Below are 18,077 nucleotides of genomic sequence, written 5' to 3'. Positions count from 1 at the left end.
CCTAATCAGTACGGCTAATTCTTAACACTTCTGTAAGTTCTAGATTCTCCCCCTCACGAAGCAGAGAAAAAGAACGTACTGCTAGACATAATGCATATGCGAGGACTCCATGAATATTACATCTGTAGTAGTCAATCAGCCGTCTGTGAACTCTTCTCTTCGATGTTTTTCGTATTTTCTGGGGGATTCAGTTTGACGATAAAAAAGAGTACGAGCATCATCATTCCAGCAACAATTAATGCCATACCTACTCCGAGTCTGTCTGCAAGGAATCCAACTATGGGCGCTATTATTGCCACCAGAAGAGTCTTCAACTGAGATTCGACAGATAGACCTGATGCCATCGTTTTGTGGTCTATGTTGTCGCTTATGTAGCTTATATTGATTGGTCTTCTGAAATTCTCCAGAATGTAGAGCAGGAAGAATACTATCACCGCGATTACTTGAAGAGATACTATTTGAAATAACCCGCTCAGTATGACTAGTATCGCCCCGAATATATAAGAGTAATTCAGCGATTTCGCCTCGTTTCCCAGTTTTTTGCTCAACGTTCCGGCATTCTTCGACGCATAGCTTGTGGCGATGAAGATCACGAAATATACGACTCCTACGATTACGGAGGTTCTCTGCTCCGGACTGAAAGCAAGCATTATCGGAAGACCAAGGGCGAGAGCCTTTAGAATTGGCTGCAGATACTCCTTGATGACTTTGAAGAAAGCATCATACAATGACGAGTTGAGAACTCCTTTGAGTGCACTGGCACTTCTGAAAATCCCCAGGAAGGCTTTCAATGTTTCTCTTTTCTCCCCGGATTTCAGTTCACCGTCAAGTTCCTTGGGGTACATCATCAAATTCACGAGGTTTACGGCGTAGGGCAATACTGAGGCGAGAAAGACTATCTTGTAGCTACCTGTGTAAAATACAAGGAAGGCAGCTATCAAGGCGTTTATTGCTGAACCTAGTTGCGATGCGGCTCGCGTTGCACCATAGTAGTGAACCTTAATATCGGTCATATGATTGATTCTCAGGTACTCAAGTATCATTGCTTTGTGCGTTCCCGTACGGAAGGCTTCCCCAAAGGCGAAAGCTATCATTGCAACCATATATACGTAGAAGTTCGGAAAGAAGTAAAAGACTAAAAAAGAAGAAAGATAGGAGATCATCGAAAAAACCATGGACAATCTTCTTCCAAACAGATCAGCGAATATGCCAGTCGGGAGTTCTAGGAAGTTAGTCGCTACTTCTCGCACGGAGACAAGAGTACCGATTTGAAGGAAGGAAAGTCCCATTTCTCTGAAGAACAGAATAAGAAAAGGGTCGAAAAAGCGAAGATTCTTTAGGAAACCGTAAGCTGCGAATCTATAGAACTGCCCGTCCCGTTTTACTTCCAATTGAAATCCCTCCCGAAGAGTTCAATAGAGAAATTATACTCCAAGAAAACTCCCCGGGTCCGGTGATTTCACTTTATCAGGAATATTCTTAAGATTAGAGGGATAAGTATCATTGCGCTCATGACCCACTCCCACTTCTTTGCACTCTTGTACGCGTTATAAATAAGCACAGAAGATAAATAGACTGCTATTGCAATATACAAGTAGGTCAAGTTACTGACATCTCCTTTCTCTTGTCTACTAAGAGAAGAGCAACAGAAACGATTACAAGTCCAGCAATGAAGAAGGGATAGAAGAGCCAGCTGTTGGCGAACCTACCTACCTCGTTTGAGAATATTATGGTTAATGTGGCGAAAATCATTGTAATGAAAAAGGCAGGCATTGAACTGAGCCAGATCTTGAAGTAATTCTTCTCTCCGACGACATGGGCCGCAAATATCCCGGCAAGCGCAGTTGGGGGTACCATGTCACCGAGCCCCGCGAGGAGGGAGAGCGCCGAACAGACAACGATGTCGTTATTCCCGAGAAATGCAAGCAAGAACGGAACTCCCAGCACTGAGGCAGAACCATAGGAAGACACTGCACCGAAAGCAGGGATGCCAAGTGCAATACCAACCAAAAGCGCGCCTTGAGGAAGACCGTTGAGAAATCCCACAATTAAACCCCTCACGCCGTTCAGAGTCATAATCTGAATAAACATCCCGACTCCAATGAGAATCGAGAGTATACCGAGAGAGTTCTGAACCGCTGAAAGTGAGATCTTGAAAAGATTTCCCCTTGCTCCAGTCAATGATGCAACAATTGCCGATATCATGAAGATCAAGGGAAGACCAAGCGAAAAGCCCCAACTCACGTTTTCAAGTACCATGAGTATCACCATTATTATTAACGGAAGATACACCGCAAAGCCCTTTATTGGCTCCCTTTCTCTTGTTCTCACGAACTCTTGGAGATCGACGGGTTTAACCTGTCTAACTCCAATAATCAGAGAAGTGACAATTGCCAGCGGAAATGTCATCAGCAGAAGAGGGTTAGTGAAACCGATATATGGCATGTCGACACCCTGACCGATTATCATTGCAGGTAGATTTATTGGCGGGGCGATCATTCCATATATACCGCTCATTGCGATTATCGATCCCGCTCTCCTTTTGCTAAGCCCCAGGGTCTTCAGAACCGGGAAGGCGATAGCACCCGTTGTAAGAACCGTAGCTGTTGATGATCCAGTAATCATGCCAGCTATCATTATGAAGAAAGTCATTAGCACGAGAAGAAAAGTCGGTTTCTTGTGAAAGGCAATCGTCATGTTGCCTGCAATCGTGTCCAGGAGTCCCGACACCTTGATTGATTCCATGAAAATCATTGCCGAGCCAATCACAAGTATCGTGTCGATGTAACCGAATCCTCCTTCAACGAGATGCCTCAGAGGAAAGAACTCGCCGAAAGCGATTGAACCCGCAAGTGCTGAAAACATTAATGAAACTGATATTGGGATTTTTATTATTGCCAGACCCACGAAAGTTGCAAGCATTACCAAAAAATACCAGACTTCAGGTGTATAAATGGCTGTCACCCCCGGTCATTCAGTTCAAAAATGAGAATATTCCGTTTTGCATTACTTCTTCATAGGTAGGTAGGTTTTCGACCTCTACCGTTTCGCCAATCATCATTTCATATGCACTGAACAAGGATTTGATTATCTGAAGCTGAAGACCGACTCTGTGAGTCAATGGGTAATCGGGATCATCAATAACATCGTACTTGTCTCTCCAGTTATCCTGCCCGGGATTTGGAGTCTCTGAAAGGAATGAAAGCGAACCTGTTGCGTCACGGATCTCAAGGTGACTTAGGCCTCTAAAAGCTCTGTTCGATTCTTCGAGTTTCATAGATACTCCATAGTAAGCCTCGATTTCCATGATCGCCACTGCACCTATTTCCAGAGCATCGGGATGACAGACCAGCGTATAGGCCAAACTGCTACCGGATCGTTCATTCCCCTCGCTGTCTATATAACTGTCAGGTGTCCCGCTTTCATGCATATCTAGATTGAAGTCTACATTCTCAGTGTCTATCAGCTGGATAATTGCGTAAGCAAGCTGCTGCGTGGGATTACCATCTGCTACTCCCGGATACTGCCTGTTCAGATTTCTCGCCTCTGCTCCATCTTCAAGAGTGAAATCGGATTGTGCATGCTTGAAGATTTCTGGATCGGGTACTCCCTGATCCAAAGGATCAGTTCTTCTGTCTCCGTACACAAGAAATCGAGGACCGGATTTACCTTCTATAGCTATGAAATGGGGTGCGTGCCCTGTCTCATCTTTTATGGAGGCAGCGCTCAAATTTGAAAACGGGATCACTATCACCTTACCCTTCGTGACGATCACATTTTCTATGAAAACTATTGCTGCAGTTGTTCCCGAAATCTCCCTGGCATGAGTACCACCCATGAGAACAAACGTAGGGCCCTCCACTCCGCTGTCCATGAAATAAACCGGGGTGTCCATGTTTGTGTTTCTTATGGGAGAAAAATAATCCGACAACCAGCCGATATCAGTTACCCCGTAACCTGGACGGATATCGGGCCTCAAAAAAGTTCCAAATGCAGCAGAAGTAAATAAAAGAACGATGAAGAAAATTGCTTTGATTTTCATTAGTCTTCCTCCGATTAAAAATAAGGGGCGCAGGCTCGCGCCCCTTCCATTCATATTTCTATTTGCCGAAGTATTTGGCCAATACGTCTTTCAGATCAACTGTCTTTTCGAAAGTTGCCATAGGAACTTCGGCCTCCTCGCTCAGAGCCGTGAAGAAACCGTCCTGATCAGCGTCTGATTTTACAAAGTATGCGTCTGCAAAAGGTGCGAGTTCGGTGACTATTCTGTCGGAGGACGGACCCCTTCTAGATTCACCTTCAAGATTACAGACGACTACTTTGAGGCCGTTTTCTTTAGCCGCTTCAGCAAGAGACTTCACTCTCAGAATCTCGGCCTCAATGTCGATATTGGCTGCGCCGAGACCCTTGCCGCTTGCTCCAACAACCAACACAAGGGTCTTGAATTGAGAAATGTCGATAGAGTCAACGCTGAGAAGCTTTTCAAAAGTGTATTCGAGTTTAATCATCTTTGCAACGACAGTAAATTGAAGTGCGCCGGGAGACTGCCCTGCGGACGTAACCGCTACCGGTTCTTTGAGAATCAGTCCCTCTTCAGTTTCGTTAACCGCAAATCCGACAAACGCCACGCAAGTAATAATCAGCAAAGAAACTAGAAACCTTTTCAAATCACATCATCCTTTCAATAAAATCAAAATTCCGGTGCCGAAGCAGATCCGCCTCTTCTGATGGAGCCGGCTCCAATCATAAGACCGTTTTCTTCTACAGAAATAAGATTTGGGCCGCCAAAGAAAAGATCGGGGTATGAATATACATTCAGCTTATGTCCAAGAACCTTTTCGAGGAAATCAAGTGTAGTCTGCGGATAGCCTTCTTCAATTCTGAGATCCTTATAGGTTGTGTATCCTACGAATTTGGGTGTTCTTATCGCCTGATCGACAGGCATGTTGAAGTCTATAAGATCGACCGCGAGCTGAACCATGGTGGAGATTATTCTTCCGCCTCCAGGTGTGCCGATTACCCAGCGAACTTTTCCATCCTTCTGAATTACTGTCGGGCAGATAGTCGTCCTGGGTCTCATTCCACCTGTAAGGTTTATTACATCCCAATCTCTGTAAGACGAAGCGAAGTTGGCCATTTCATTGTTGAAGAAAAAGCCTTTGAAGTAAACACTTGTACCGAAGAAGCTTGAGATCGTCTGGGTCCAGGCTACGGCATTTCCGTCTTTGTCCACAATCGAGAAGTGAGTCGTTGATGGAGACTCTTCCACTCCGCTTTCGTTAGCTGCCACCGACTCTAAGGCACCCAGAAGAACCTCTTCATAAGTTGATCCATCTGCAAACGGATAGGCGTCTCCCTGATAGTCATAGTAGGAAGCTGGATCGAAAGCCTGTGACAGATCGATCGCCATGAATCTGGTTTTGGCATATTCTTTGCTCATAAAGGCCTCGTAAGGGAGATCGTAGAACTCCGGATCGCTTATGTAAGCTCTTCTATCCACATCTCCGAGGACCAGTGCCTGCTGAATAATATGGACTGCCAGAGGATCGTCCCAGGTCATAGCGGGAAGATTGTAGTTTTCGAGAGTGTTGAGAACCGCAATCATCTGCGGACCGGAAACTGGCGGGTGCGGAACATAGAAATCGTATCCCCTGTAAGTCCCGTGAAGCGGCTCTCTAACGATAGCCCTGTACATCTCGAGATCCGACTTCCTCATAAAACCGCCGTTCTCAATCATGAACTCTTCTATCTCATCTGCGAGGCTTCCCGTGTAGAATGTATCGATGCCTTCTTCTTTTATCCTTTCAAGAGTCTCTGCCAGCTGAGGATTCGTGAATGTAGATCCAACTTCCCAGACAAGGCCCTCGTTCAAGAAATCGAAGCCGTTCTCGAGAACTAGTTCGTACTTGTCGGAAGTTGTCTGAGCAAATGTTTCATCGACTATGAAACCATTTCTTGCAAGGTCTATTGCTGGCTGAATGAGATCCGCCAGAGGAAGTGTTGCTCCCAACAGCCAGGCTTCCTTAATTCCGGCAAGAACTCCGGGAACACAGGCTCCCTTTGGAGTATAATTTGCTTTGCTTAGGGTCAGTCCGAGCTCAGAGAGAGCTTCGTAAGAGGCAGCCATCGGAGCGGTGCTCCTAAAATCGATAGCGTACTTGCTTCCATCGGCCATCGTGATTACAGCATAGCCTTCACCGCCAAGACCAGATGCGTAAGGTTCGACTACTCCAAGTGCAAAACTAACAGCTATCGCTGCATCTACGGCATTTCCCCCCATTTCGAGAATCGTCGCGCCGACTTCGGCAGCATACTCGTCAACAGCTGCAACCATTCCGTTGCTTGACGCTACCGTCGGAGCCGTGATCGTGGCGAATGTCGCTGTGAAAACAAACGTAATAAGTGTTACAAGCAGCACTAGTTTCTTCATTCTTTCCCCTCCAATCTAGAAATGTCTGTTTCTCAAGAAACTGGATTAAGATACGTCCCCAGACCGTCAACCAGCCCTTCATAGGGTGGAACGTCAGAAAGAAATATTGTTCTCTCGGGGAACATCATATTCCAGGAGTCAAGAAGAACTCTGATGGTTGCAACGTGTCTCGCAACTCTCAGATCAAGTGGATAACCGCTTTCATCATATGGAGCAAAGAGCTTGCCGTCTTTTGAAGCCTGCAGATAGTACTTGTCGATTCCCTCAGTGACGAGTTCTTCAGTTGTCTTTCCCCTCAGTCTACCTTGAGAGGGGTTTGAGACTTCGAGAAGAACGACATATGCATCTGAATTGTCTCCGATCTCTCTGTGAGTCAATCCTCTCAGATTCACTGGAGATTCCTCAAGTCTAATGTCTATGCCCTCGATTTCAAGCATCATCTGAGTCATAATTGCCAGTTCGGCCGCTTCCTGATGAAAGACGATCGCATTGTTCACTGGATACTCGGGTGAGGACTCATGTAGATCGCAAACGAGATCGATGTCTTCTTCAAGAACGAGATTCATGATCGCTGCGGCCACTTTCTCTGTAGAGTAACCATTCTCCCTTCCGGGAAAGGTCCTGTTCAAATTGGAGACTTCTCCCCCTCCAAGGGTGGCTCCAGTTGGATGCAGATATATTGTCGGATCGGGCCACTGGGCGATTGGATTAGTTCTTCGAGAACCGAATCTGAAGACTCTTTCCGATCCGTCCGGTAATTCTATTGAGAAGAACTGGGGGGCTCCTTCCATAGCATCGTTGTGAGTGAATGCGCTGTGATTTGATCTAGGAATTACGTAAACTGTTCCCGAAAGAGCTGATACATTCTCGACGAAAACAACTGCAGCGAGCGTCCCGCCCGGCTCGTTTGGGTGAGTTCCCCCAAGAAGCAAAAACCTACCGCCCTCCTCGGCGCCCCTGATTATATAAACTTCGGTATCTAGCATAGTTCCTTCAATTGAAGGTAGCCATTCACTGAGCATTTTGATTTCTGTCACGCCTGAGCCGGGAATAATCGGGGGATCTTCCCACATGGCGGTAAACGAAAAGGCCGAAAGTATTACAACAACTGCAACTGAAGCGGTAAAAGCCAGGAATTTGAAATGTCTTTTCAAGCGCATCAATCCTTTCCACTCCGAGAGAAAACCTGATTAGCAATCCAAGCGATGATGATTGTAGGGTATTCGATACTTGATCAGGGATCCGGGAGACTTGTAAATGATGATACTACATAATAGTGATTATACTACTTTATCGTATTAAAGGTCGCCTTGGAGAATGTCAATCCGTTTCAAATGCAACGAATCGAAAAGTCTATACAACCAAACAAATTTGTGCAGAGAACCGTTTGGCATTCGCAAAACTCAGTCTCACAGCCCTCATGACGTGTTCACTGCGATCTTCGTTCGACACATTGGATTCATCCAGATAATGGGACCATTAGTTTTTGCTGAAAGCAAAACAGTGTAGGTCTCTCGCAAATTAACAGGTGTTTCAAATTAGATAGCTTGGGATTCTCGATTCTGGTTTTCATGACTTTTTTGTTCAGACTGCTTCTTGGCCCTTTGATTTTGAAATCTTCATGGTTTCGTTTCTCGCAGTAATTGTTATCAAATTTCTATGGGAAACAGTGAAGGAGTTTCCCCGAAGACGATCGATAGTTTCATCACACACTTTGCTTCCGATCTCTGTGACGTCGGTGAGCGCAGGTGCACTCTCTGCAAATTCGTAAGCATCAATTATGAGCTTGGATCTCTTGTTGCCTCCTTGGGAGCCGAGAATGCAGCTGTCCTCTCGGCCGTCGTGATGCCGGCATCATTTGTAGGGATGTCACCACGTGATCAACAGAAAGATTAAATATCGCAGCTTTTTAGCGGACTGATAATAGGGATTATGTTATTCTCAGTTGCTGACCACTTTGGAGGCGCACGAGGAAAGGTTCGTACTTTGGCCTTTGGTAGCATGTTTTCATCGAGGGTTTTGAGATCCCTTTTCAGAAAGATTGCGGATCGGAAATCTAAATCGCTAAAAAACTACTTCGTGACCAGAAGCGATTCAATTATGTGAATTACGCCATTGCTACATAGAATATCGCTTTCAACTATCGGAATGGAATTGACTAACAAGTCTTCTTTCATCTCGAAGTGCAACGGCTTTCCGATTAGAGAGAGGAGCGTGTTAGAGATCTTCAGTTCCGACAGCAGGTACTCATTCGGAAGAATGTGGTACTCGAGTACCTTTCTTAATTCATTTGCACTGTAGAGGAAGGCTTTATCGCTCTCTTTTAGCTCGAGAAAAGCTTCATTAGTCGGAGCAAAAACCGTTAAACGCTTATTTTCACTCAACTCACTGCAGATACCGGTTCTCTTCAAGAGTTCCGCCATAATATCTATTCCGTTTGCTTTCAGAGTCTCTTCAATCGTTGAAAGCTTGGTCCTTGAATCTTCGTGAAACATAACATGATCAACGATATTGATCATTCCGTTGCTGGCTTCGATGTCGCTCAGAATTACAACTGTTTTCTGGGGACCAATTCGCGGAGGAGTTGTGCCTAACACAATAGTTTCTCCAAGAAGCGATCTAATAGAGCCTCTCTCAAAGAGTTCTTCAACCGAGAAGGAACCTTCCACAATATGAAAAAGCAATATATCCCTCAGCCGTGCCGGATCTCTGAAAAGGTTCTCCATTGTCTCGGAAGGCAATCTGGCGAACGCGACGTCGCTGGGCATAAATACAGTGCACAAAGTTTCGCCTTTCAGAATGTCTATAACACCAGTTTTTTCGAGGGCAAAGACGGCCGTATCTAGAATACCAGTGTTTCTCATGACCTGAACAATATCCGGTTCTTCATGAGGAAAGATCACTGAATCTATGATGTGAATAATACCGTTCGTGGCTTCGATATCTCTTATTAAGATCGATGAACCGTCTACCTTGATTCCTCCCTTTGAATCTACAGAAAGGGTTTGACCCAGTAGTGTAACAAAGTTGGGTCGCTGGACGATCATGCTTGAAGAGAATTTGCCTTGAATTATATGATATTTAAGGACTCTCTGAAGACGAACCACGTCATTAATCAAATTCGCTCTGGTCAATTCAGGGAGCTTCATAAATGCGTCGTCAGTTGGCGCAAAAAATGTGAACGGCCCCTTTCCTGACAGTGTTTGATCTAACCCGGATAATTGAATGTAGCCAGCGACTATGCTCAACTCCTCAGTCTCATTTATCGTTTTGAGAATGTCTCCTTGTCCGAGTGAAATCACCGATGACAAAATCATAAACAGAAAGATGAGATTTCTCATCATAGCTCACCTCAGCTAAATTACCTCGAAAAGCATGGATCACATGAAAATTCTACAACTTGTGAAGACCTATCACGAGCAAGTATCGATGTCTAAATAAAAAACGGGAGGCGGGTAGCTAAAGCCCGTCTCCCCAGAGGACTGATAGGTTTTACTTCTTCGGTGTTTCTTTCTTTTCTTTCTTTACTTCTTTCTTTGCTTCTTTCTTCTTGTCCGCCATTCTGGACACCTCTTTTTTTTTGGCAGCTCCAGGCCGCACTATGTCAATTCTAGCACCGTTATCAGCTAGTTGCACCAAGTGTTCTAACAGCTATTCTGGCGAAAATTCTCTTCGTATTTTTTGGAGCATGCTTTATGAGATAACTAAGTATTGCTCGTTTTTCTGAGTGGATAGATGATTGATTCCTTTGAAATTCTTCCGAAAAAAGCTAGATCAAATAAACATGGGATTAGTGCGGATTACACGGTCGCGGAGGAAATTGCATTGCCTGCAAGTATAATATGTTTATGTCGGATCGAGGAGGTAAACATTTATGAGAAGTATTTTAATCAATGGTGAGGTGGCTTACAATGCTCCCTCCCAGATATTTAACAGTGTCACCTTCAGGGAAATTCTTGCCGAGCTGATCAATGACTCCGAAGAAAAGAAGAATTCGCTTTTGTCTCTTTTCGAACCCTTCTTAAGAAATACAGACACGATGGAGACTTCAAGAAAATACGATATCGACGGTATCGTCGAGCTTCTTCTTGCGTTGACGATAGATCCTATTGAGAAAATCGACGGCTCATCCTACTATTCGTTTCCCAAAATGAGCAACAAAAGGGAGCTCCTTGTGAGGTTTGTTGAAAGCCTGTTTTCCCTGTGGAGAAACAAGCACAGGTTCATAGTCAAGAGAGACGAATACACGCCAAACAGATTTGACAGGATCTTCAAGCAGATGGTCCTCGTAAGAACTAACACTGATCTAAAGAGCCTGGTACTGAGCCTCTACAGGCAGATTCTGATAAATGTATCGGACATCAGGCTCAAGATTCTCAGACAGGAGCCCGGCGGAGCCCAGGTGGGTTTCATCGTAGACAACCCCGAGGTAGATAAAAGAGCTAGGGTCCCCGGAGCAGACTGGTTGTACGGAATGGCCTGTGTTTGGAGCATTGTCTTCGAACCCCCGGTCATATTTTACACAAGGTCCAATAAGAGGCATGGGCTTTTCGAAGTCCGTGACAAACCAATTCTAAGCAAATTGAATATCCCGTCATCAAACGATTGGTTTCTCTTTCCAATTCACGTAGGTTCGAAACTAATCGACGTTGTTGTGAATAAGGAGTATCTTTCTCTTGCGGCCGGGCTCGGAAATCTCTTCGAGTTGGCCAGTTTTGATATCGTAAAAAACAAGAAGCCCGATGGAATATATATTTTAGGGATAGACAACTCATTCTTCGAAAAGAAAGAAGACTTCAACGGAGTCATATACAGGGAGGACGACGGCACCTACATTGGAATAGTGGGAGACGATCCTTCTATAGACTACTTCGGGTATATGAAAAAGATGATCCTCACTATTCATAATCTTCTTGTTATCGACGAAGGGAGACTGCCAGTTCACGGGGCCCTTGCACACATAAAGCTTAGGAATGGGAAAAAGGCCAACGTAATGCTTATCGGAGATAGCGGAGCAGGTAAATCAGAGACTCTCGACGCACTGAATAGACTTCATGCCGAAGTTTCTGAAGTCAACATATTGATTGACGACATGGGATCTTTAGATATTACCTCTTCGGGTTCTGTGATTGCCTACGGTACAGAAACGGGAGCCTTTGTTCGCCTAGATGATCTTCAACCCGGGTATGCGTACTCTACTATGGACCGTAGTATCTTCATGAATCCCAACGAGATCAATGCCCGGGTAATCGTTCCGTACTCAAACTACACCGACATCATCAAGCCCACGAAAGTTGACTACTTTCTGTATGCAAACAATTACGACGAAGACAAAGATAGCGATCTAAGAATCTTTAAAGACGCTGAGGAAGCGGCAGCGGTATTTTCGAATGGTGCAAGAATGGCTAAAGGGACGACCACCGAGAAAGGACTCACTTACAGCTATTTTGCAAACCCATTTGGCGCGATTCAACGGAGAGAAAGACATGAAGTGATAGCAGATCGCTATCTAAAAGCTATGATAGATTCAGGAGTAAGGGTCGGAGAAGTTAGGACCAGGCTAGGGATCCCCGGATATGAAATGGAAGGGCCATTAATGGCTGCTAAGGCATTACTCAAAGCAATAGACGAACAGAGCTGATCTGGTGAAAACATGAAATACAATACTTTTTCGTGATTGAGAGTTTACAAATGAGGGGTGGTAGAGTTGCCCAGGACTGTAGTTGAAGTGAAGGATTTGAAGAAGTATTACGGTGAAACTAAAGCAGTTGATGGAATCGAATTCGATCTGAGAGAAGGCGAAGTACTCGCCATTCTTGGACCGAACGGAGCAGGAAAAACCACAACAGTCGAGATGCTGGAAGGATTGAGAAAGCCAGATCATGGAACCATAGAATACTTCGAAGAAAGACTTCCTCCTTCAAGTGATAGAGTGAAGGAGGAAATTGGAGTTCAGCTCCAGTCTTCGAGTTTCTTTGAGTATCTTTCCGTGAAGGAGACTCTAGATCTCTTCAGAGGTCTTTACAGGAAAAGCATTCCTTCCAAGGATTTGATAAGAGAAGTCTCTTTGCAGGACAAAGAGAAGACGTACACCAAGAATCTCTCTGGAGGCCAGCTTCAGCGATTGGCAGTTGCGGTAGCACTGGTCAACGATCCTAGAGTGGTGTTTTTGGATGAACCTACGACCGGTCTCGATCCTCAAGCGAGAAGAATGTTATGGGAAACGATTTCGGTCCTCAAACAGCGTGGGAAAACGATAATTCTCACTACCCACTACATGGAAGAGGCCGAGAGATTGGCAGACAGGATTATGATAATGGATCAGGGCAAAATCATCGCCAGGGGAACGCTCTTTGAGTTAATAGATTCTATAGAAGTGGAGAACATAGTCACGTTTAGTGTGCGGGGAGATGGTCCTATTCCAAATGAGTTCCTTGAGATTGAAGGTCTTCAACACACAGAGAACCGCGAGTATTCGGTAACGACAAGGGATGTGGAGAGAACTCTTGGAAGGCTATTCGAGAGATCCAAGAGATTCGACTTGCTTCTGGATGATGTAACGATTAGAAAACCCAACCTTGAAGATGTATTCATAACGCTCACGGGCAAAAAACTGAGAGACTGAGGTGATTCCATGAGCAGGATATGGAATTTCACTTCAGGCCTTTTCAAAAGTGAAATAAGAGAGTTTCAGGTTATGTTCTGGAGTTTCATATTTCCTCTGATTCTCTATTTCATTTTGACTTCCGTGTTTGGTTCTCTCTATGGAGATGATACTCAGGGGATAAGTTTCAGAGTAGGAATCGTCAGGGAGGAATCCCTTTCAGGTCTTGGAATGATCCTCGACGAAGTTATAGAAGATATTTCCTCCGAGAATGGGCCCTTTGTCAAAAAGGAGTATGGATCAATAGATGAGGCGTTGATTGATCTCAAGGAAGGTAAGCAGGATATCGTTCTTGTCATTCCAGAAGGGACCAGCGCAAAAATTGCAAGCGCCGCTGTTGTTCAGACTGGAGAAGTCGCTCTGCGGGTTCATTATGTCAGCGGAAAGGATTCGTCTTCCATTGCTTCTAATGTCCTCTCTGAAATAATAAACGAAGTGAATCTGGAGATAAGACGTCAAAGTGGCGGAGAGTATGTCGACGTTGTTACTGAGGCGAAAACCGTTTCGGCGAGAGAAGAAAAACCTTTCGACTACAGGGAATACATCTTTCCGGGAGTAGCCTTGATGATGATCCTCTCGGTAGCTCTTTTCAACAGTCCAATAGGACTGATCCAATACAGGGTATCGGGTGTCAACAAGAAGCTCTACACAACGCCTTTGAAACCCTTCGAATACTTCGCGGGTCACTTCGCCAAGCTGATTTTCACGATGCTGATCTCTTTGACCTTACTGTATTTAATTGCGACTTTTGTATACAATGTGCGAGGTCCAATACTGGATATCAGATTCATTCTTACACTTCTCTTCTCAATGGTGGTAACGATTTCCTTCGGACTGATGATCGCATCTTTCTCCAAGAAGCTCTCCACTGTGACAGTTCTTGGGCAGACTTTATATCAGCTGATGATGTTCCTTGGTGGTCTTTACTTTCCCGTCTTTGATCTCCCGTGGGGAATTCGCTGGTTGGTGTACGCTCTACCAACAACCTATCTTGTCGAACTGAGCAGAAGGGTAATGGGATATCAGTTTGCACCGGTTTCTTTGTTCTGGCTGATCTTAGTGCCAATCATTTGGACAGCCTTTTCGACCGTAATTTTCGTAATCAACTTTAAGAAGGTGATGGGCTATGAGTAGGAACAGTCTTAAACCGGTATTCATTGCCTTTGCAAAGGAAGCTTTCAGGAACAGATTGGAAATCTTCTTTACACTCTTCTTCCCGATGATATTTCTCCTTCTGTTCGGATTCTTCTTCGGGGGGTCCGAGAGTTATCAAAAGGTTTCAGTTGGTCTGTATCAGACGGGACCATACGATATTTCCGCGGTTATTGAGGAAAGCGGAGCCTGGAATCTGCGTCTGTACGACGGGGAAACGGATATCGGGGAAGCTGTCAAGAATGGAGACATTCTTCTCGGTATGATATTCAACGGGGAGAAGATCACCTATCTTCATCAGGAAGGTAATCTAGAGCAGCAAAGCACTATCGAAATGGCTCGAGCAAGCATTTCGGCCGCAGTGGAAAAGGAAATCAACAACGCCAGGTCTTTCATAGTCGTGGAGAATATTCCCGAAACAGCCGGTAGAATTCGCGCAACAGACGCAGATTATACAATGTCAGGAGTAATAGCCATCTCACTTCTTTCGGCAGGGATGTTTTCTGTGATTAGTGTTTTTGGGAGATACCGTAAGAGGGGAGTCCTCGATAGATTCAAAATTACTCCTCTTAGGCCCTTCACTTTTGTCCTTGGCAGCACCCTTACTAGATTTCTTGTAAGTCTGGTTTCCATAGTTCTCATCTTGGTTGTCAGCAGACTGTTGTTCAGAACTACTTTTCAAATAGACTGGCTTCCGTTTCTAGTATCGATTCTGTCCTCGACTCTTGGAATGATGGCACTTGGTCTGTTTCTCACATTGTTGTTCAGAAATCCAGAGACTGCCGATACCGCCGCGAGTATATTGATGGTGATCATGGTTTTCCTTGCGGGAATCTATTTCCCACTCTCTTTCTTGCCCGACTATTTGAGAGTAATATCCATGTTCCTTCCAGTAAAATATGTGGCCGAGCTGATTAGGCATTCACTTGGAATTGAATTTGTGTCAACTTCATATTTCGTTATTACCAATCTTGTGCTTTTTCTAAGTGGTGTTGTACTGTTGTATTTCACCGGGAAGCGTTATCTTAGCGCTTCTTAGGTTTGATAGCGAGTATCTGTGTTTTCTGTAGGAAGAAAATAGGGATGAATACATGATTTAGAGTAACAGAAGGGAGGCTTTTTGAGTGAGTGATACAGTAAGAATTGCTGAAGGGATCTACTGGATAGGAGTTAACGATTTTGAGACTAACCTCTTCGAAGCGCTTTGGCCGCTTCCAAGAGGAGTATCTTACAACTCATACATTCTGATAGACGACAAGGTTGTCCTTATCGACACGGTTAAAGGTCCGTTCTTCTCAGATTTTCTCGACAAGATCAGGTCGCTTCTTCCCGAAGGAAGAAAGGTTGACTATCTTGTGGTCAACCATATGGAGCCAGATCACTCTGGATCGATAAAAGTTCTGAGGGAAGCCTTTCCAGAGATAAAGATAATCGGGAACGAAAAGACAAAGGGAATGTTGGATGCTTTTTACGGAGTGACTGACAACGTTGTAACCGTGAAAGATAGTGATGAGCTTGAGATAGGTTCAAAGACACTCCAGTTTCATATGACTCCTATGGTTCACTGGCCCGAGACAATGATGACTTTTGAGAAGACAACTGGACTACTTTTCTCGGGAGATGCATTTGGGGGTTTCGGAGCCCTCAACGGAGGAATCTTCGATGATGAAGTCGATGTGGACTACTTTGAGGATGAGGTTCTTAGATATTTTTCCAACATCGTTGGAAGATACAGTTCGATGGTCCAGAAGGCATTCGAAAAGCTTAAAAATGTAGATATAAAAGTCGTCTGCGCAACTCACGGACCTGTCTGGAGGAAAAATCCTTCAAGAATTATAGAGCTTTACGATCGCTGGAGCAAAGAGGAAACCGAAGAGGGAGTAGTTCTTGTTTACGGTTCGATGTATGGAAACACCCAGAAGATGATGGAGGCGGTAGCATCCGGATTGGTCAAGGGGGGCGTAGATAAGATCAGGGTCCACAATATCTCTACCACACATATATCTTTCATAATTAGAGATATCTGGAGATTTAGAGGTCTCGTATTGGGAAGCTGCACATACAATATGGAGCTCTTCCCTCCGATGAAACAACTGGTTAGTGCGATAGAGAACCGGATGATGAAGAACAGAAAGATCGGCGTATTTGGATCTTATACATGGAGCGGAGGAGCTCTCAAGGAGCTTCAAGAGTTCGCTTCGAAATCAAAATGCGATCAGGTCGGCCCGGTGATTGAGGCGAAGAGCTGTCCGACACAGGAGGATTTGGAGAAGTGTGTCGAACTTGGTTTGAACATGGCTTCCGCAATAAAGAAGTAGATCGAGTGGATTTGCAGTTATCAGTTAACCGGCTCAGGAGATCTCGCGGTCAATCTCATTTTGCTACACAAGACGATCCTTTTTAGTGAAGAATATTCGTCGAAGCCGACGATAACATTCAGTTTGGAGCCTCCTGAATTGCAGAGGCTCTTTCTTTTCTTCTGAGCTGTTACTGTTATTTGTCGCATTTTTGACCCAAACCGAGATATTTTCCCTTCGGTCTTCACATTTATTGCTCTGAAGTTCTTTGGTTATCAATCACAAATGAAGCCGGACGGTCGAAAATCTAGATTTACGAAGTCGAATCTTTTGAGGAGAATTTCTCGGATCTTCTTTTAATCTCTATCCCTGGAAACATTGGCAATACCAGTCGGGCTCATTTGGCATTCAAATCTCCAGATGATGTACTGCTTACAGACTAACTCAAATGAACTCGCCGCTTCCCATTATAAGGAATTTAGCAGTAGAAACTATTACGGATAATTATCTCCTTGTAAGCTTCTACTCAACGATGAATGATGATAGCAACGAAGTTGGCTGTCTGTTTAATCTCTCTTTAATTGGATGCGGGTTAAACTACGATGATCGAAAAAGTAGAGGGAGGTTGTGAATTATGAAAAAGCTTTCATTGTCCATCATACTATTGATTACACTTTTCTTTGCCGGGTGCATGGAGTTCCCCTCACAGGAACCTGACATAGGTACTGTAAGAGTCTTTCTTACCGATGCAGTAATTCCCGTAGAGGACATCGATTCCTTGATGGTAAGGATTGAGAGTATTTCACTTTACGGAGATGAAGATCAGCCGGTTGTTATTTCAGATACGCCTTTCGAAGTGGATATCGTCACTCTGGTCGGAGCAACGTACGAATTGCCCAATACAAGCAGCGTCTCAGGCATCTACAACCAGTTGAGAATGGAGGTCGGAGCCGCGACTTTGACTGCCAATGGTGAGATCTTCCCTGTTACTGTCAACTCAGGGTCGCTAAAGATAAACGATCTCGATTTGACGATTGATGAGAACGCAACTACAACAATTGTGCTTGATTTCGACTTATCTAAGTCCCTGATCATAAATGGACGTTGGGAAGATCTCAAGATTGAAGAGGACAACGGAGGTATCAATTCTCGCAAAGACAAGGTCCATATGACTCCTGTCCTTCATGTGCGCCACGGCAGCCTTTTTGACGTAACCGGAGTTGCCTCTTCAAGCATTTACCCTCTTCTCGTAGCGCTCTTTCCTGAGAATGGAGGCGAGGCACTTACAACGTTTACCCATGAGGACAATCCAATTTGGGATCAGGGAGAATTCAGGTTCTGCAAAGTCGTTTCGGGAGATTACAGGATAGAGTTCTTCGACAATTACACAGATGAAGGTTTTTCGATTGACGAGAGCGAGTCCAGATATCAGCCTTTGTTTGTGACAGTGGTGGATAGAGACGTAGATCTTGGTACAATTGTTCTTGTGGAGAAATAGGTTCTGTTGACGCTGCTCTTGAGATGACATAAGAGC

General features: G+C 44.6%; 13 protein-coding genes. 6 read left to right on the top strand and 7 right to left on the bottom strand.

Translation table 11 applies throughout. From position 1 onward, the window contains the following. Nucleotides 1-131: 131 nt before the first annotated feature. The 7 genes from V513_RS12590 to V513_RS12555 form a co-directional block, all read right to left on the bottom strand. Entirely contained in the window at nucleotides 132-1,391 is a 1,260-nt protein-coding gene (locus V513_RS12590; RefSeq protein WP_099772999.1) for an MFS transporter, read from the bottom strand. 208 nt (nucleotides 1,392-1,599) lie between these two features. Further along, a complete protein-coding gene (locus tag V513_RS12585; protein WP_099772998.1) occupies nucleotides 1,600-2,964 on the bottom strand; it encodes a TRAP transporter large permease subunit in 1,365 nt (454 codons plus the stop codon). A gap of 10 nt (nucleotides 2,965-2,974) precedes the next feature. Then, complete coding sequence (locus V513_RS12580; RefSeq protein ID WP_099772997.1) at nucleotides 2,975-4,042, bottom strand: succinylglutamate desuccinylase/aspartoacylase family protein; 1,068 nt, start codon at nucleotides 4,040-4,042, stop codon at nucleotides 2,975-2,977. Nucleotides 4,043-4,100: 58 nt separating this feature from the next. Then, entirely contained in the window at nucleotides 4,101-4,667 is a 567-nt protein-coding gene (locus V513_RS12575; RefSeq protein ID WP_099772996.1) for a DUF6305 family protein, read from the bottom strand. A 23-nt stretch (nucleotides 4,668-4,690) separates the two neighbouring features. After that, on the bottom strand, nucleotides 4,691-6,430 hold the full coding sequence (gene ggt / locus V513_RS12570) for a gamma-glutamyltransferase (RefSeq protein WP_099772995.1): 1,740 nt from the start codon (nucleotides 6,428-6,430) through the stop codon (nucleotides 4,691-4,693). Between the two features lie 32 nt (nucleotides 6,431-6,462). Then, nucleotides 6,463-7,590 (bottom strand): succinylglutamate desuccinylase/aspartoacylase family protein, encoded by a 1,128-nt coding sequence (locus tag V513_RS12565; protein ID WP_099773057.1) that lies wholly within the window; start codon nucleotides 7,588-7,590, stop codon nucleotides 6,463-6,465. A 912-nt stretch (nucleotides 7,591-8,502) separates the two neighbouring features. Next, nucleotides 8,503-9,774: a fasciclin domain-containing protein gene (locus V513_RS12555; protein WP_099772993.1), complete on the bottom strand. Its 1,272-nt coding sequence runs from the start codon at nucleotides 9,772-9,774 to the stop codon at nucleotides 8,503-8,505. A 530-nt stretch (nucleotides 9,775-10,304) separates the two neighbouring features. On the opposite strand from V513_RS12555, the gene V513_RS12550 reads away from it, so the two are divergent. The 6 genes from V513_RS12550 to V513_RS12525 all read left to right on the top strand — a co-directional run bounded on the left by V513_RS12550 (nucleotide 10,305) and on the right by V513_RS12525 (nucleotide 18,041). Further along, on the top strand, nucleotides 10,305-12,071 hold the full coding sequence (locus V513_RS12550) for an ATPase (protein WP_099772992.1): 1,767 nt from the start codon (nucleotides 10,305-10,307) through the stop codon (nucleotides 12,069-12,071). A gap of 66 nt (nucleotides 12,072-12,137) precedes the next feature. After that, entirely contained in the window at nucleotides 12,138-13,055 is a 918-nt protein-coding gene (locus V513_RS12545; RefSeq protein WP_014731945.1) for an ABC transporter ATP-binding protein, read from the top strand. A gap of 9 nt (nucleotides 13,056-13,064) precedes the next feature. Further along, complete coding sequence (locus V513_RS12540) at nucleotides 13,065-14,228, top strand: ABC transporter permease (protein ID WP_099772991.1); 1,164 nt, start codon at nucleotides 13,065-13,067, stop codon at nucleotides 14,226-14,228. Further along, the gene (locus tag V513_RS12535; RefSeq protein ID WP_099772990.1) at nucleotides 14,221-15,285 is read left to right on the top strand and encodes an ABC transporter permease; all 1,065 of its coding nucleotides are present in this window, start codon (nucleotides 14,221-14,223) and stop codon (nucleotides 15,283-15,285) included. The genes V513_RS12540 and V513_RS12535 overlap by 8 nt, the downstream gene beginning before the upstream one ends. Nucleotides 15,286-15,370: 85 nt before the next feature. Then, a complete protein-coding gene (locus V513_RS12530; protein ID WP_099772989.1) occupies nucleotides 15,371-16,564 on the top strand; it encodes an FprA family A-type flavoprotein in 1,194 nt (397 codons plus the stop codon). A 613-nt stretch (nucleotides 16,565-17,177) separates the two neighbouring features. Then, nucleotides 17,178-18,041: a DUF4382 domain-containing protein gene (locus V513_RS12525; RefSeq protein ID WP_099772988.1), complete on the top strand. Its 864-nt coding sequence runs from the start codon at nucleotides 17,178-17,180 to the stop codon at nucleotides 18,039-18,041. The last annotated feature ends 36 nt before the right edge of the window (nucleotides 18,042-18,077 follow it).

This window comes from Mesotoga sp. H07.pep.5.3 (assembly GCF_002752615.1).
In the GTDB taxonomy this organism is placed as follows: Bacteria; Thermotogota; Thermotogae; order Petrotogales; family Kosmotogaceae; genus Mesotoga; species Mesotoga prima.
This window is presented reverse-complemented; position numbering and strand designations above follow the sequence as displayed.

What these genes read in the sequence shown, in the direction of transcription:
- V513_RS12580 (WP_099772997.1), bottom strand. Translation starts at nt 4,042, where the DNA reads ATGAAAATCAAAGCAATTTTCTTCATCGTTCTTTTATTTACTTCTGCT.
- ggt (WP_099772995.1), bottom strand. Translation starts at nt 6,430, where the DNA reads ATGAAGAAACTAGTGCTGCTTGTAACACTTATTACGTTTGTTTTCACA.
- V513_RS12565 (WP_099773057.1), bottom strand. Translation starts at nt 7,590, where the DNA reads ATGCGCTTGAAAAGACATTTCAAATTCCTGGCTTTTACCGCTTCAGTT.
- V513_RS12555 (WP_099772993.1), bottom strand. Translation starts at nt 9,774, where the DNA reads ATGATGAGAAATCTCATCTTTCTGTTTATGATTTTGTCATCGGTGATT.
- V513_RS12550 (WP_099772992.1), top strand. Translation starts at nt 10,305, where the DNA reads ATGAGAAGTATTTTAATCAATGGTGAGGTGGCTTACAATGCTCCCTCC.
- V513_RS12540 (WP_099772991.1), top strand. Translation starts at nt 13,065, where the DNA reads ATGAGCAGGATATGGAATTTCACTTCAGGCCTTTTCAAAAGTGAAATA.
- V513_RS12535 (WP_099772990.1), top strand. Translation starts at nt 14,221, where the DNA reads ATGAGTAGGAACAGTCTTAAACCGGTATTCATTGCCTTTGCAAAGGAA.
- V513_RS12525 (WP_099772988.1), top strand. Translation starts at nt 17,178, where the DNA reads ATGAAAAAGCTTTCATTGTCCATCATACTATTGATTACACTTTTCTTT.